The following is a 14,387-nucleotide window of genomic DNA, read 5'->3' on the forward strand; positions in this document are numbered from 1 at the left end:
TTTATTTCTACCTGACAGTGAATTATTAGACCGCTTTTCTCGCATGCCAGGTCCATAGAATGGCGCGATGAAACGAATGCAGTTTGCCCCCACGCTGTTGTCCATACTCGCGCTCGCGGGATGCACGTCCACACCACCGATCGCCAGCACGGCCCCCACGCCGCCCTCGCCACCTGTGTCCGCCGCCCAGCCGGCTCCCGTCGCACCAACAGAGGTGCAAGAAACGCACGACCAGCGGTTCGCTCACTGGGTGCAGGACTTCAGTGTCGCCGCCCATGCAGCCGGCATAGAGCAGGCCACGCTGCACCGCGCGTTCGACAACGTGCGCTTTCTGCCCCGCGTCATCGAGCTGGACCGGTCGCAGCCCGAGTTCACCCGCGCAGTGTGGGACTACCTGGATAGCGCCGTGTCGGCCACCCGCGTCAGCCGCGGCCAGGAAAAGCTGCGGCAACTGCGCAGCCAGATCGAGACCGCTGCGGCGCGCTTCGGCGTGCCCACCGAGACCCTGATGGCTATCTGGGGCGTGGAGAGCAACTTCGGCACCCATATGGGTGACATACCGGCCATCGATGCGCTGGCCACGCTGGGCTTCGAGGGCCGCCGCGAAGAATGGGCACGCGGCCAACTGCTGGCCGCGTTGAAGATCTTGCAAAGCGGCGACATCAGCCGTGACCAGATGGTGGGCTCCTGGGCCGGCGCCATGGGCCAGACGCAGTTCATTCCATCGGTTTTCCTGGCCTATGCGATCGACGCCGATGGCGATGGCCGGCGTGACATCTGGGGCAGCATTCCGGATGTGTTTGCGTCCACCGCCAACTTCATTGCCAAGTCCGGTTGGCAAAAAGGCCAACCCTGGGGCCTGGAAGTACGCTTACCGCCGGACTTTGACTTTGCGCGCGCCGACGGCGATGTGCGGCAGGCATCCGCCGCCTGGGCCCGCGAAGGCATCAAGGCCATGGATGGCTCCGCGCTGCCCGCCAGCCTGACCGAGGCCTCTATCCTGCTGCCCGGCGGCGCACGCGGACCGGCCTTCTTGATTGGCCCCAACTTCCGCACCATCCTGCGCTACAACAACTCCAATAGCTATGCGCTGGCCGTCAGCCTGCTGGCGCAGCGCCTGGCCAATGGCCCGGCCGTGCAAGCCGCTTGGCCACGCGATGCGCAACCGCTGAGCCGCAACCAGACGCTGGAGTTGCAAACCGCGCTGAATGCCAACGGCTTTGACACCGGTACACCCGATGGCATGCTAGGCCCTGCCACGCAGCGCGGCATCCGTCGCTACCAACGCAGCATCGGTTTACCGGCCGATGGTTTCGCCACGCAAGAGTTGTTGCAGCGCTTGCAAAGCAAACCGTGACTCGGAGAAAGCACGATGCTGCCGGGCCCATGCGTGGGCCGCAGCATCATCACTATTTGAGTTGCAGCTTGGCCCCGTTCAGAGGCACGGCCGTCAAGCTGTTCTTGGGGGAGCCGTCGATCAGCTTGTCGGTATAGGTCAGATACAGCAGCACTTGGCGCACCGGGTCCACCATGCGCACTACGCGCATCTTCTTGAACAGGAAGGAGCGGCTTTCGCTAAAAACCTCTTCGCTCTTGGGGATGGGCACGGTAGATGAGATGGGCCCCACTTGCCGGCAGGCGATGGACGACTCCGACTTCTCGGTAGCCACACCCAGCGCACCTTTCAGGCCACCGGCCTTGGAGCGCGACACATAGCAGGTAACGCCCGCGACCTTGGGGTCGTCAAAGGCCTCGACCACAATCTTGTGGTCCGGTCCCAGTAGCTTGAAGGCCGTATCCACCTCACCAATTTGTTGGGCCATGGCGGTGGACGCGAAGGGAACGCTCAGAGCGAGAAGCGCAATGTGCAGTTGGTTCAATTTCATGTCGTTCCTGATTTTTTGGAGAAACGGGAACAGTTCAACGGCATCCTGTCACCGAATACCAACTGCTGGCCAGACCTTCATCGTGCATCACGCCAGACGACAAGAAATACAGCTTATTGTCCTCGGACGAGACACCCAGGTAGCTGTTGGTCGGTGGGTAGTAGCGGTAGTAATAAGGGCCGTAGAACTGCGAGACAGCCGTTGGGTTGAAGGTGCCGCCGTACACCCGCTCAGCATAGTTGAACAGACAGTCATGGCTCTGCGTGCCCAGCACAATGGCCAATGCGCGGCCGGCGTCCAGCATGCCGGCGCCACAAGTGGTGGTGGTGCAGTAGCACTGCCCCTGGTCCACACCGTCAGGGGCATGGCAGGCCTTGATCGGCCCGGCAGTCGGGTCGTCCGCCGCACCGCTGCTGGGGAAGGGGCGGGCCGTGGATTGCAGCATGAGCTTGACCATGGCCGGCGTAAGTATGGGCTGGGCCGACAGCATCAGTGCCACCGTGCCGGCCACCAAAGGGGCCGAGAAGCTGGTGCCCACGCTGATCCTGAAAGAGTCTGTATAGGACGAAGCCACTGGGCCTGTCGTGCCCGTATTACTGGCCGCCAAGATGGGGTACAGGCAGGGCGCATTGGCGCCTGTGTTAACGCAGTTGCCCCCTGGTGCGCTGATGGTGATTTCCGGCCCCAGGTCGGAAAAACCCACCTTGGTTCCAATGTGTCGCAAGCCGGCGACAGCGATGACACCAGGGCAATTGGCCGGTGTACCCACCGCGTGGCCGGTGCTATTGCCGGCAGCGGCCACGATCACCGGAGGATTGTCTTTGCTGGCCAACTGGGTGAGCGCATCGCGGTAGCTCAGCGAGCAAGCGCCGCTGGAGCCCAGGCTCAGGTTGATGACGCGGGCCGGGTTGGCATTGGTCGGGACGCCCGGCACCGCCAAGCCCGCGGCCCACAGCATGCCGGCAATCACGTCGGAGTCATAGCCTCCACATTTGCCCAGTACCCGCACCGGCAAAAGCTTCACGCCCCAGGCTACGCCCGCCATACCCACGCCGTCGTTGGACGCTGCACCAATCAGGCTGGCTGTCATCGTGCCATGCCAGGAGCTGCCGGATACGTCGCAGCCAGCCAGCGCACTGGTGCGGCTATCGGATTCGGCCTGGGTCACCCAGTCGCCCGGGTCTGAGGCGTCGGCATCACGCCCACCACCATCGTTGGCCGCCGTCGATTCGCTGACCATGTCATAGCCGCTCACCAAGCGTCCGACCAAGTCGGGGTGCTCGGGCCGCACGCCGGTATCCAACACGGCAACCACAATACTGGGGCTTCCAGTACTGAGCTCCCACGCCTTGACCGCGTTGATGCTGGCCGCCACTTCGCCAGTCGGCGCGCGCAGGTACCACTGCCCCACAACCGGCCCGCCCGTGGTGCCATTGACGGCCGGCCCGGCGTTGTACAAGGGGTCGCTGGGCACGGCAAAGTGTGTGCGCCGTTGGTCCACTACCGCGTACTCCACGCCGGGTTCGGCGCTCAGCCGCAGGGCCAGTGCCGCAGCACTGATGCCAGTGGCGTGCAGCACCTGCGAATCTGGTGTCAAGGCACGCCCCGCGCGCAAGGCAACACCCAAGCGACCGCTCAAGCTGTTGGCCCGTGCCGCGGCCACATCACCCACCTCACTCGCACTGGATTGGGCGGACATGGCATGCACGCGCACCATATCGGCATCGGCCTTGAATTTCACAATCACCCGCGCCGCCTCGTCGGCCACGGCGGGGCGTGCGGAATAGGCGGGGTTGTATTCGCCTTGGGCACTTTGGGCGAGTGTATGAGCGCCTATGCCGAGCAATAGGCAGACGCTAGCGCGCCGAAACAGAGATATGGGGTTCTTCATCAAGCTTTTAGGTTTACAAAAAAACAGCATGGATGGGGCTTGGAGCGCGTTGCCGCGCCGGCAAAGTTGCCATCTCGGTCCATCATAGTGCGCCTATGCCATCCCACCCCCCACGGCGACTGTAAAGACACCCAAACTTGCAACAAACGGTGACGCCTGCACCTTATGTCGCTGGGTAGGCGGTCGCCGTCATGGCGCATCGGTATTGGCCGCATACGCGGCCTGGTTCGGTGCCAGATACGCGTAGACCAACTGTACAAGCTCCCTCTTCAGCAGCTTGGACTGCAGTGCGCCCACTCTGGCTGCACTGTGGATCACGCCTTCGACTGCTGCGCACAGCACATGCGCAGCCGCGTCGTTCGCGGTCTTGCCCTTTCCCTTTGATCGGGGAGACGCAGCCACGATGGCACGGTAGCGGGCCTGGTACTGCTCCTGAAACAGGGCCTGCGCGGCGCTGGCACCGGTATGCGGCGGGGCCAGCTCCAGCAATTCCCGGTGCAGCGCTGGATAGACGCTGTGGGCGGCAACCATGCCGGTGACCAAACCCTCCACCAGTTGCAGGAGCGGCATGCCTCCGCCCTTCCTGGGCTCTGGCAAAAGCGACAAAACGTCATCCAGATGCCGCTGCCGGATCGCTTCGACCAAGGCCTGCTTGTCGGGAAAGTATTGGTACAGCGATCCGATGCTGACTCCGGCCGTTTCGGCCACATCATTGGTGTTGAAACCGGCCCAGCCGCGCTCGCCCAAAACGCGAGCACCCGCCTGCACGATGGCCGCCACCGTGGCACGCGAACGTGCTTGGCGCGGCTCTTTGCGCATGGGCGGGCGTTCTGGGGGAAAGCGAGTAGTCAAAGCGGCCTCTCAAACCTAGGATATGAGCACATTACTCATATTTTAGAAATGCAGAAAAAGGATTCCACCGCCATGGACACACCCACATTGCTCCGCACGCTCTTCCAGTACCAGGCCTGGGCCAACCGCGAGTTCCTGCAAAAGATGGAGGGCTTTGACCCGGACCGGCACTCCGACGCGCTGCACACGGCGCTGCGGCTGATCAACCACTCCTTGGTCGTCGGCCGTATATTTGCTGCGCACCTCACCGGGGAGCAGCATGGATTTGCAACCGACAACACCGCGCAGACCCCGTCGCTTGTGGAATTGCGCACGGCCGTCACCGCGTCTGACCGCTGGTACCTGGAATATCTGGAGACGGTGACGCCCGAACGGTTGTCCGAAGCCATACCGTTTGTCTTCACCGACGGCGACAGGGGCTCTATGTCGCGCGCAGAGATACTGCTGCATGTAGTCACCCACGCCGGATACCACCGCGGTGAAGTGGGGCGCATCATGCAGCAGCTTTCCCTGGAGTTGCCTTGGGACACACTTGCGGTACACCTGCACAGCCAGGAACCCCAGCGCCGCACCATGCACGCTGGCGCCAACGCTGCGCGGGCCTAGAAGCCGGATGACGACTTGTAGTATGGCGTGGGGGCTTGCCCCGAGTACGCATCGACCACGGTCGTACCTGTTGCGTCAAACCACACATTGATCAGCTTAGTCTGAAAGGTCGTAGGGCTGGTCCAGGCCCATGCGTAGATCGTGAAGCTGCCTTGGTGCTGCGAAAACGTGGGGGAATTGACACAGCCCATGATGGACGTGACTTGCGAAAACGTCATGCCCATCGTGATTGCATTGAACTTGGCATTGGTGAAATCCCCGGAGCCACAGGTTGCGGTCACCGCTGCATAGGGTGCACTGGCACCTACGCTATTGAGCGCATAGGAATTGAGTGTGACGACCACGTTGTTGTAGATAACACCGTTCACGACCACCGAGTCCAGCGTCAGCTTGTTGGTGGCGGGGTCAAACGTGTTGACGGCCATCGCACTGTTCGCCGCCAATACAAGGGCCAAAGAGCCCAAAAATCTACGCATACATTTTCCCTGGGTTGATTGTTATGAATGGAGTGATTTCTCAAATCCGCCGCGGATTCTAGTGGCGCAAAGTGGCCGAAATACTCACTTACAACTCGGCCTCACAAACCCCGCGTTTAGGGGATTGCCATTGCTGCAAATATGTGCATGGCCTGCTTGAACAGAGTCAAGACGAGTCCTGTTCGACAACCTCTCGCACAATGGCCAATGCCCCGGCTAGCGCATGGATGGGAACCGACCCCAGCGCCACGCGTATTGCATGGGGCACGCAGGTCGTCGTCGCAAACCCCTCTGCGGTGGATACCGACACGCCACGCCGGGCCAGCGCCGCCGCAATGCGGTCCGCACGCTGGTCTTCACCCAACGGCAACCAGACAAAGTAGGAGTGGGGATGGCGCACCATGGCCAAACCTGCGAGCGCCTTCTTGGCAATGGTCTGCCGCCGTGTGGCGTCTGCCCTCTTTTGCGCCTCCAGCCGTGCGACGGTACCGTCCTCTATCCAGGCGCAGGCGATAGCGGTGATCACCCCGGCGGTATTCCACGACGTAGCGCGGATTGCCCGCTCAATGGGCTCCATCAACGTCTGAGGACCGGCGACGAAACCAAACCGTAGACCGGTGGCAACGCTCTTGGATATGCTGGACAAGTAAACCGTGCGCTCCGGTGCCAAGACCGCAATGGGCGCTGGCGCCTCGGGCGCCAGGTAGGCATAGGGTGCGTCTTCTATCACCAGCAGGTCATGCGCGCGCGCAATCGCTGCCAGCCGTGTGCGTGCGCGTGTATCCATCACACAGCCCAAGGGATTGTGCAATGTGGGCATGGTGTATACGGCCCGCACAGGCCGCGCATCGCACAGACGTTGCAAGGCATCCAGATCCGTACCCGCCGCGCCGATGGGGACGGGCGCCAAGTCCAGTCGCAAATGCTCGGCCAACACCCGAAAACCGGGGTAGGTCAACGCGTCCACCGCCACCACGTCACCTGGGTTCAGCAAGCCCATTGCAACCACCGCCATGCCATGCTGCGCACCGTTGACGATCAGCACCTGATCCCCACCCACATCGAGTTGACGCGCCCGCAAGTGCCGCGCCACGATAGCGCGCTCATGGGGGCGACCGCCGTAGGGGTGGTAGTGCAACATGGATTCCAGATCACCCGATGCGGCCAGCTTGCGCAGGGCCTCGCGCAGCAATTCGGTCTGACCCGCAACGCTAGGGTAGTTGAACGACAGGTCGATCGCGCTGGCCGCAGGCCTTGCCAAATCGTCACCCAGGCCGCGCGGGTATGTCTGGTCGCGCACAAACGTGCCTCGCCCCGTTTCGCCCACGACAAGGCCTATGGTTTCCAACTCCGCATAGACCCGGCTGGCCGTGGCCAGCGCCAGACCGTGTGCCTGCGCCAACTCTCGGTGCGTGGGCAAGCGGGAGGCAGGTCGCAGACGCCCGGAACGAATGTCCGCTGCCAGTGCATCGACGACCTGCTTGTACCGAACTTTCCCCATGGGCTCCGCCTTGGAATGTATCTATGACAATTTTTTGATTGTATTAAATATCCTCGATAAGATGAAATCTCCATTCACCCCCGCGGGAACATCCCGCCTAGGAAAAGCACCATGCGTATTGCCCTATTGGCCTTTGAAGGCTTCAACGAACTCGACTCACTCATCGCGCTGGGTATCCTGAGCTGGGTGAAAAAGGAGCGAGCGGATTGGGAGGTGTCTTTGGTCGGCCCGTCGCAACAACTGCGATCCATGAATGGTGTCACGATAGAGACCCATGCCGCACTGGCCTATGCCCGGAGTGCGGACGCGGTATTGGTAGGCAGCGGTTCGCAGACCCGCAATGTCGTCCAGGACGCGGCGCTGATGGCACAGCTGGACTTTGACCCTGGCCGCCAACTCCTGGGTGCCCAGTGCTCGGGCGCGCTGGTACTGGCCAAGCTGGGCTTGCTCAACGGCGTGCCTGCCTGCACCGACCTCACCACCAAGCCCTGGGTCGAAGAGGCCGGCATCACGGTGCTGAACCAACCCATTGTTGCCAAGGGCAATGTGGCCACGGCCGGTGGGTGCCTGTCCGCGCCCTACCTGGCCGCATGGGTGATCGCAAGGCTGGCGGACACCGACGTGGCGGCACGTGCCATGCACTACTTTGCCCCGGTCGGGGAGAAAGACGCGTACGTGGCTCGCGCGATGGGCCACATCGAGCGGCTATCGGCTGCGAACACTGATCGGGTGTAGTCCGCACAGCGTGCGCCTACATGCGCACGCTCCATCGCAAGCCTATACTGCAAACCCCAATTGCGAATGGAGATTGCCATGGCCTTGTCTGACCAGGTTCCTGTGAAATCCGGCTTCGGCGCCAAGTCCACCGGTGCCGACGTCATCGCGGATTGCAAGCTCAGCGGCAAGGTCGCCATCGTGACCGGCGGCTACAGCGGCATAGGACTGGAAACTGTGCGTGCGCTCGCCAACAAGGGGGTGCGCGTGGTCGTTCCGGTTCGTGACCGCGCCAAGGCCGGCCCGGCACTGGCGGGCATCGCGGGTTCGGTGGAAATGGCAGATATGGATTTGGGAGACCTTGCCTCGGTACGCCGCTTTGTCGAAGGCGCCGCGGCGTCCCTGCCCACACTGGATTTTCTAATCAACAACGCCGGCATCATGGCCTGCCCGGAAACGCGCGTCGGCCCCGGTTGGGAGGCCCAGTTTGGCACCAACCATCTGGGCCACATGGCCTTGGCGCTGGGGCTGATGGACTTGCTCACCCGCACCGGCAACGCGCGGGTGGTTGCACTGTCGTCGACCGGCCACAAGATCAGCGGCATCCGCTGGGACGACATCCAGTTCCAGACCAGCCCCTATGACAAATGGCAAGCCTACGGTCAGTCCAAAACCGCCAACGCGCTATTCGCCAATGCCCTCAGCCGCCGCTTGAAGCCCTCGGGCGGTCACGCCTTTGCCGTCCACCCCGGCGGGATATTCACCCCGCTGCAGCGCCATCTGGGCATTGCCGAACAGGTTCGGCTCGGTTGGATCAACGAAGATGGCTCACCATCCGAACTGGCCAAGGCCGGGTTCAAGACCACCGAACAGGGCTGCTCCACCACATTGTGGGCCGCCACCACACCCGCCCTGTCCGGCAAGCCCGGCGTCTACTGCGAAGACTGCGATATTGCCGCCCCAACCGACATGGGAAGCCCCTTCGCCCGCTTTCGCGGTGTCGAAGCGCACGTCTGCGATGAGGCGGCGGCAGAGCGCCTGTGGGTGGAGAGTGAAAAGATGTTGGCTGGGGTGTGAGATGCCGTAGTACGTCGCACCAACTAGGTCCGTCAAGGCTTTATCGACTTTGGTCTCAATCGACTGGCCGCTTTTAAGCAACGTCGTTCCCGCTGGGCATCACTGCTTCATTCGCATTTACTACCAAATTGATAGCTCCTGAAGCATATTTGACGAGGGCTAGCGTCTCATTGGCCTTGATCCATACCCGCAAATACCCCATCCCCTAAACTAGGCAGTTCTCCACCCCGTCCACACGCCACATGCAAACCCGCACCCTAGGCCCCTTCCAAGTCTCCGCCATCGGCTTCGGCTGCATGAACCTCAGCCACGGGTACGACGCACCGGTGTCTGCCGAGCAGGCCGAGCGCGTGCTGTTGTCGGCGCTGGATGCAGGGGTCACGCTGTTTGACACGGCCGCGCTCTATGGCTTTGGCGCCAACGAGACGCTGGTGGGCAAGGTGCTTAAAACCCACCGCCACAAATTCACGCTGGCCAGCAAATGCGGCATGCAGGGCGTGGATGTCAACGGCGATGGCAAGCTGGTGCGCGTCATCGACGGTCATCCGCAAACACTGCGCAAAACCTGCGAAGACAGCTTGCGCCGCTTGCAGACCGATGTGATCGACCTCTACTACCTGCACCGCTGGGACAAGCGCGTGCCGATCGAAGACAGCGTGGGCGCTTTGGGTGACCTGGTGCGCAAGGGCCATATTCGCAGCATTGGCCTGTCGGAGGTGTCCGCCGTCACGCTGCGCCGCGCGCATGCCGAGCACCCGATTGCAGCGGTGCAGACCGAGTATTCGCTGGCCACGCGCAACCCCGAGATCGCGGTGCTGGATGCATGCAAAGAACTGGGCGTTGCCTTTGTGGCATTCAGCCCCGTAGGCCGAGGGCTGCTGTGTGACAAGCTGCTGGATGTGTCTGCGCTCTACGCTGGCGACATACGCCGCAGCATGCCGCGTTTTGCGCCCGACAACTATGCGGCCAATCTGCGCTTGCTCAGCGGTATTAAACAGGTTGCCAAAGAAGTAGGCTGCACGCTAGCCCAGTTGGCCATTGCCTGGCTGCTGCACCGGGGCGAGCACATCATCCCCATACCCGGCACCACCAGCGTGTCGCACCTGGCCGAAGACCTGGAGGCGGCCAGCGTGTCATTGAGCGCGGCCACGATGGCCAAGCTAGATGGTCTGATCAACCAAAACACGGTGGTGGGCTCGCGCTACAACGCCCAAGGTAATGGCGAGGTGGATACTGAAGCATTCGCCTCTTGACGATAGCTACAAACTTTATAGCTACTCACGTCCAATCCAAGAGGGCTAGCGGCAAGTTTACTGTTTGTAGATTTTCTTCAGCAGCACCAACAGGTTTTTGCGCTCGGTTGCGGTCAGCCCGTTGGTGGCATCGATTTCCAGCTGGCTGACGGCCTTCTCGGCCTCCGCCACCAGCTTCTGCCCTTTGGCGGTCAGGTGCAAGCCCATGGCCCGGCCGTCCAGTGGATGGGGCTTGCGCACAATGACTTTTTTCTTTTCCAGGCTGTTGATCATGGCTACCAGGTTGGGCGCCAGGATATTCAGGTGGCTGCACAGCTGGCGCGACGTAATGCCGGCGTTGTGGCGGATCAGGGACAGCACCGAGAAGTCCACCGTTCGCAGATCGAACGGGGCCATGCGCTGCATGAACTGGTCGATGACGACCAGCGCGGCACGCCGGGCGTTGTAGCCCACCAGGGTTTCCAGAAAGCTGGTGTCTACGGTTTCCACGTAGGGCGTCTGATTTTTTTCATCCATGCGCCTATTTTGCCCTCACACCGCAACCGGCTTGCGCGCAGCGCCCAGGTAGGTGTCTATGACCCGCGCATCGGTCGCCAGGTCTTTGGCCGGGCCGTGCAAGGCCATGTCGCCCATCTCCAGCACATAGCCGTAATCCGCAGCTTCCAGTGCAGCGCGGGCATTTTGCTCCACCAGCAGAGTGGTCACACCGGTGCTGCGCAAGGCGTCAATCGTGCGAAAGATTTCCTTCACCACCAGCGGCGCCAGGCCCAGGCTGGGTTCGTCCAGCATCAGCAGCGTGGGGCGCGACATCAGCGCGCGGCCCACGGCCAGCATTTGCCGCTCGCCACCTGACAGCGTGCCCGCCAGCTGCGTGCGCCGCTCCTTGAGGCGGGGGAACAGTTCGTAGACCACATCCATCTGCTCACGCCAGGCCTTGTTGCCCAGGCGTACCTGGCGAAAGGCGCCCAAGACCAGGTTGTCTTCCACCGGCATGGTGCCAAACAGTTCGCGCTTTTCAGGCACCAGCGCAATGCCCAGCATCACGCGCTCTTCCAGCGACAGCGCGCTGATCGCTTGGCCATTGAATTCAATAGCGCCCTGCGCGGGCAACACCCCCATCAGCGCATTGAGCAGCGTGGACTTGCCCGCGCCGTTGGGGCCGATGACGGTGATGACACTGCCCTGTGGCGCTTGCAGGTCGATACCGTGCAGCACCTCGGCACGGCCGTAGCCGGCACGCAGGCCTTTGACAACTAACAACGGTGGTTGGCTCATGCTTGGCATCTTTCAGTGTTCCACACCCAGGTAGGCGGCGCGTACCTTGGGGCTTTGCTGCACTTCCTGCGGCGTGCCGTCCATCAGCTTGGTGCCGAACTCCATGACCACGATGTGGTCGGTCACGTCCATTACCAGGTCCATGTCGTGCTCCACCAGCAGGATGCTCATGCCCTCACTGCGCAGCTGGCGCAGCACGGCGATCAGCGCTTGTTTCTCTTTGTGGCGCAGGCCAGCGGCTGGTTCATCCAGCAACAACAATGCCGGATCGCTGCACAGCGCGCGCGCAATCTCCAGCAGGCGTTGCGGCCCCATGGCCAGGTTGCCGGCCAACTCGTGCATGGTGTGGCCCATGCCTATGCGCTCCAACTGGCGGGCGGCCTCACGCAGCAGGCTTTGTTCCTCGTCGCGGTCCAGCCGCAGCATGGATGACAGTGCGTCCTTGTTGCCGCGCAGTTGCGCACCCAGGGCCACGTTTTCCAGCACCGTCAACTCAGGGATCATCTTGACGTGCTGGAAGGTGCGGCTCACCCCGCGGCGCGCAATCTCGCGTGATGGCAGACCGCCTATGGGCTGGCCACAGAAGCTGACCTCGCCCGACGTCAGGCCCAGCACGCCGGTGATCAGGTTGAAGGTGGTGGACTTGCCGGCGCCGTTGGGTCCAATCAGGCCGACGATCTGCCCGGCCTTGATGGAGAACGTGATGTCGTTCACCGCGGTGAGCCCGCCAAACTGTTTGCGGATTTTCTGAACGTCCAGCACGGTGTCGCCCACGGCGGGCTTGACACGTTCAGCCAGCGGCTTGGCATTGTGCCAATCCACCACTCGCTGTGCCTTGGGCAGATAACGCGCCACCAACGACCACACGCCATCCGGTAAATACTTCAGCACCAGCACCAGCACTATCCCAAACACAATCACTTCATAACTGCCACTGGTGCCCAGCAGCTTGGGCAGCAAGACCTGCAACTCGTCTTCCAGCAGCTTGGTCATCAGCGCGCCGCCGATGGCACCCCACACATAGCCCGCGCCGCCCAGCACGGCCATGAACAAGTATTCAATGCCAAACTTCAGGCTGAACGGCGAGGGATTCACCGTGTGCTGAAAGTGCGCGAACAACCAACCCGAGATGCTGGCGAACAGCGCCGCCAGCAAGAAGATGCCGATCTTGTGCCGCAGTGTGTCCACGCCCATGGCCTCGGCCATCAGCGTGCTGGCGCGCATGGCGCGTATGGCACGGCCGGTGCGCGAGTCCAATAAGTTTTGCAGCGCAAACGCAGCACACAGCACCATGCCCCAGGCCAGCACAAAGAAGCTGCGCCCCTGGCTGATGTCCCAGCCAAACAGCATGATGGAAGGCACGCCCAGAATGCCGTCGTACTTGCCCAGGCCGTCCACATTGCCCATCAGGTAGTACAGCGACAAGCCCCAGGCGATGGTGGCCAGCGGCAGGTAATGGCCCGACATGCGCAGCGTGATCCAGCCCACAAGCAAGGCGCTGACGGCGGTGATGAACAAGCCGGCAAACACCGTGAGCCACGGCGACCAGCCCATGTTCACGCTCAGGTAGGCGCTGGTGTAGGCGCCAATGCCCACAAACGCGGCCTGGCCAAAAGATGTCAGCCCGCCAATGCCGGTCAGCAGCACCAGGCCCAAGATGACCAGGCTGTACATGGCGATGTAGTTGAGCTGGGTGATCCAGAACTCGGGCACCGGCGACACCGCATACAGCAACATGGCGGCCACCAGCGTGACGCGCTGGGCGCGTGCCGAGTACACCCAGCGCTGGAGAGTGGCAGATAACACGGTCATATCAATGCTCCTCCGCGTGGCCACCGGCCACCGAGCGCCACAACAAAATCGGCAGCACCAGCGTGAACACAATCACCTCCTTGAAGGCGCTGGCCCAGAACGAACCAAACGCTTCCACCAGCCCCACAAACAAGGCCCCCAACGCGGCCAACGGGTAGCTGTGCAGCCCACCCATCACCGCCGCGACAAAACCCTTGAGACCGATCAAAAAGCCCGAGTCGTAAAACACCGTGGTGGTGGGGCCAATCAGCAGACCCGACAGCGCACCGATCAACGCGGCCATCGCAAATGTGGTTTGCCCCGCGCCGTGGGTTGATATGCCCATCAGCCTTGCCCCAAGGCGATTGACCGCCGTGGCCTGCAAGGCCTTGCCATACAGCGTGCGGCTGAAGAACTGCCACAGCAAGACGATCAGCGCCACCGACACACCGAAGATGATGGTGGCCTGGCCGCTGAGGGACAACGGTCCCACACTGAAGCGTGCATCCCAGAACGAGGGGTTGCGAAAGCCCTCGGCACCAAAGAACAAAAGGCCCAGTCCCGTCATCGCAAAGTGAACGCCCACTGACACAATCAACAACACCAACGAACTGGCATCGGCCAGCGACTGGTAGGCCAGCCGGTACACCAGCGGCCCAAACGCGGTGACGATCGCCACCGTCAGCGCCGCCTGCACCGGCAAGGGCAGGTTGTGCGGCGCGGCCCAGATGGATAGGCCCGACACCACCAGTGGCAGGGCCAGCGTGCGCAACCCAGCCTTGGCGGCGCGCCCTGCACTGCCGGTGTGCAGCCAGCTCTGGCGCACATCCATGGCAGCCGCCAGCCCCGCCATGATCAGCAGCAGCCACACCGTGCCCGGCACCTGGCCGGTACGGAAGATGGCCAGCGTCAGCGCACCATAGGCCACGAACTCGCCCTGCGGAATGAAGATGACGCGCGTCACGCTGAACACCAGCACGGTGGCCAGGCCCAGCAGCGCGTAGACAGCGCCGTTGGTGACGCCGTCCAGCATCAAGATGCTGACGATGGAAAAGTCCATGGGAA

14 protein-coding genes are annotated in these 14,387 nt (G+C 62.4%); 5 read left to right on the forward strand and 9 right to left on the reverse strand.

Annotated features, from left to right (window positions below; all coding sequences use genetic code 11):
- Positions 1–67: 67 nt before the first annotated feature.
- A complete protein-coding gene (locus AC07OO_RS07780; protein ID WP_495081478.1) occupies positions 68–1,357 on the forward strand; it encodes a lytic murein transglycosylase in 1,290 nt (429 codons plus the stop codon).
- A 52-nt stretch (positions 1,358–1,409) separates the two neighbouring features.
- Here AC07OO_RS07780 and AC07OO_RS07785 read toward each other — a convergent pair whose 3' ends face one another.
- The 3 genes from AC07OO_RS07785 to AC07OO_RS07795 form a co-directional block, all read right to left on the reverse strand.
- Entirely contained in the window at positions 1,410–1,886 is a 477-nt protein-coding gene (locus tag AC07OO_RS07785; RefSeq protein ID WP_495081479.1) for a CreA family protein, read from the reverse strand.
- Between the two features lie 34 nt (positions 1,887–1,920).
- A complete protein-coding gene (locus AC07OO_RS07790) occupies positions 1,921–3,777 on the reverse strand; it encodes a S8 family peptidase (RefSeq protein ID WP_495081480.1) in 1,857 nt (618 codons plus the stop codon).
- A gap of 189 nt (positions 3,778–3,966) precedes the next feature.
- Positions 3,967–4,596, reverse strand: a complete 630-nt coding sequence (locus AC07OO_RS07795) for a TetR/AcrR family transcriptional regulator (protein ID WP_495081481.1) — start codon at positions 4,594–4,596, stop codon at positions 3,967–3,969.
- Between the two features lie 105 nt (positions 4,597–4,701).
- On the opposite strand from AC07OO_RS07795, the gene AC07OO_RS07800 reads away from it, so the two are divergent.
- Complete coding sequence (locus AC07OO_RS07800; protein ID WP_495081482.1) at positions 4,702–5,235, forward strand: DinB family protein; 534 nt, start codon at positions 4,702–4,704, stop codon at positions 5,233–5,235.
- On the opposite strand, the gene AC07OO_RS07805 is transcribed toward AC07OO_RS07800, so the two are convergent.
- Both AC07OO_RS07805 and AC07OO_RS07810 read right to left on the reverse strand, forming a co-directional pair.
- The gene (locus tag AC07OO_RS07805; RefSeq protein WP_495081483.1) at positions 5,232–5,711 is read right to left on the reverse strand and encodes a hypothetical protein; all 480 of its coding nucleotides are present in this window, start codon (positions 5,709–5,711) and stop codon (positions 5,232–5,234) included. The genes AC07OO_RS07800 and AC07OO_RS07805 overlap by 4 nt on opposite strands.
- Positions 5,712–5,877: 166 nt before the next feature.
- Positions 5,878–7,212 carry an aminotransferase-like domain-containing protein gene (locus tag AC07OO_RS07810; protein ID WP_495081484.1) on the reverse strand — a complete coding sequence of 445 codons (1,335 nt, stop codon included), beginning with the start codon at positions 7,210–7,212 and terminating at the stop codon, positions 5,878–5,880.
- A 111-nt stretch (positions 7,213–7,323) separates the two neighbouring features.
- Here AC07OO_RS07810 and AC07OO_RS07815 point away from each other — a divergent pair, with 111 nt between their 5' ends.
- From AC07OO_RS07815 to AC07OO_RS07825, 3 genes are all read left to right on the forward strand, one after another.
- Positions 7,324–7,947, forward strand: a complete 624-nt coding sequence (locus AC07OO_RS07815) for a DJ-1/PfpI family protein (RefSeq protein ID WP_495081485.1) — start codon at positions 7,324–7,326, stop codon at positions 7,945–7,947.
- A 78-nt stretch (positions 7,948–8,025) separates the two neighbouring features.
- Entirely contained in the window at positions 8,026–9,003 is a 978-nt protein-coding gene (locus AC07OO_RS07820; protein WP_495081486.1) for an oxidoreductase, read from the forward strand.
- Between the two features lie 242 nt (positions 9,004–9,245).
- The gene (locus AC07OO_RS07825; protein WP_495081487.1) at positions 9,246–10,256 is read left to right on the forward strand and encodes an aldo/keto reductase; all 1,011 of its coding nucleotides are present in this window, start codon (positions 9,246–9,248) and stop codon (positions 10,254–10,256) included.
- Positions 10,257–10,313: 57 nt separating this feature from the next.
- Here AC07OO_RS07825 and AC07OO_RS07830 read toward each other — a convergent pair whose 3' ends face one another.
- The 4 genes from AC07OO_RS07830 to AC07OO_RS07845 are packed head-to-tail and all read right to left on the reverse strand — an operon-like array spanning position 10,314 to position 14,382.
- Positions 10,314–10,772 carry a MarR family winged helix-turn-helix transcriptional regulator gene (locus AC07OO_RS07830; RefSeq protein ID WP_495081488.1) on the reverse strand — a complete coding sequence of 153 codons (459 nt, stop codon included), beginning with the start codon at positions 10,770–10,772 and terminating at the stop codon, positions 10,314–10,316.
- A gap of 15 nt (positions 10,773–10,787) precedes the next feature.
- On the reverse strand, positions 10,788–11,531 hold the full coding sequence (locus AC07OO_RS07835) for an ABC transporter ATP-binding protein (RefSeq protein ID WP_495081489.1): 744 nt from the start codon (positions 11,529–11,531) through the stop codon (positions 10,788–10,790).
- A gap of 12 nt (positions 11,532–11,543) precedes the next feature.
- Positions 11,544–13,343 (reverse strand): branched-chain amino acid ABC transporter ATP-binding protein/permease, encoded by a 1,800-nt coding sequence (locus AC07OO_RS07840; protein WP_495081490.1) that lies wholly within the window; start codon positions 13,341–13,343, stop codon positions 11,544–11,546.
- A 1-nt stretch (position 13,344) separates the two neighbouring features.
- Entirely contained in the window at positions 13,345–14,382 is a 1,038-nt protein-coding gene (locus tag AC07OO_RS07845) for a branched-chain amino acid ABC transporter permease (protein ID WP_495081491.1), read from the reverse strand.
- Between the last annotated feature and the right edge of the window lie 5 nt (positions 14,383–14,387).

It is taken from the genome of Rhodoferax sp. GW821-FHT07G04, from assembly GCF_059418585.1.

What these genes read in the sequence shown, in the direction of transcription:
- AC07OO_RS07845 (WP_495081491.1), bottom strand. Translation starts at nt 14,382, where the DNA reads ATGGACTTTTCCATCGTCAGCATCTTGATGCTGGACGGCGTCACCAAC.
- AC07OO_RS07795 (WP_495081481.1), bottom strand. Translation starts at nt 4,596, where the DNA reads ATGCGCAAAGAGCCGCGCCAAGCACGTTCGCGTGCCACGGTGGCGGCC.
- AC07OO_RS07815 (WP_495081485.1), top strand. Translation starts at nt 7,324, where the DNA reads ATGCGTATTGCCCTATTGGCCTTTGAAGGCTTCAACGAACTCGACTCA.
- AC07OO_RS07825 (WP_495081487.1), top strand. Translation starts at nt 9,246, where the DNA reads ATGCAAACCCGCACCCTAGGCCCCTTCCAAGTCTCCGCCATCGGCTTC.
- AC07OO_RS07835 (WP_495081489.1), bottom strand. Translation starts at nt 11,531, where the DNA reads ATGAGCCAACCACCGTTGTTAGTTGTCAAAGGCCTGCGTGCCGGCTAC.
- AC07OO_RS07840 (WP_495081490.1), bottom strand. Translation starts at nt 13,343, where the DNA reads ATGACCGTGTTATCTGCCACTCTCCAGCGCTGGGTGTACTCGGCACGC.
- AC07OO_RS07830 (WP_495081488.1), bottom strand. Translation starts at nt 10,772, where the DNA reads ATGGATGAAAAAAATCAGACGCCCTACGTGGAAACCGTAGACACCAGC.
- AC07OO_RS07805 (WP_495081483.1), bottom strand. Translation starts at nt 5,711, where the DNA reads ATGCGTAGATTTTTGGGCTCTTTGGCCCTTGTATTGGCGGCGAACAGT.
- AC07OO_RS07810 (WP_495081484.1), bottom strand. Translation starts at nt 7,212, where the DNA reads ATGGGGAAAGTTCGGTACAAGCAGGTCGTCGATGCACTGGCAGCGGAC.
- AC07OO_RS07785 (WP_495081479.1), bottom strand. Translation starts at nt 1,886, where the DNA reads ATGAAATTGAACCAACTGCACATTGCGCTTCTCGCTCTGAGCGTTCCC.
- AC07OO_RS07800 (WP_495081482.1), top strand. Translation starts at nt 4,702, where the DNA reads ATGGACACACCCACATTGCTCCGCACGCTCTTCCAGTACCAGGCCTGG.
- AC07OO_RS07790 (WP_495081480.1), bottom strand. Translation starts at nt 3,777, where the DNA reads ATGAAGAACCCCATATCTCTGTTTCGGCGCGCTAGCGTCTGCCTATTG.
- AC07OO_RS07780 (WP_495081478.1), top strand. Translation starts at nt 68, where the DNA reads ATGAAACGAATGCAGTTTGCCCCCACGCTGTTGTCCATACTCGCGCTC.
- AC07OO_RS07820 (WP_495081486.1), top strand. Translation starts at nt 8,026, where the DNA reads ATGGCCTTGTCTGACCAGGTTCCTGTGAAATCCGGCTTCGGCGCCAAG.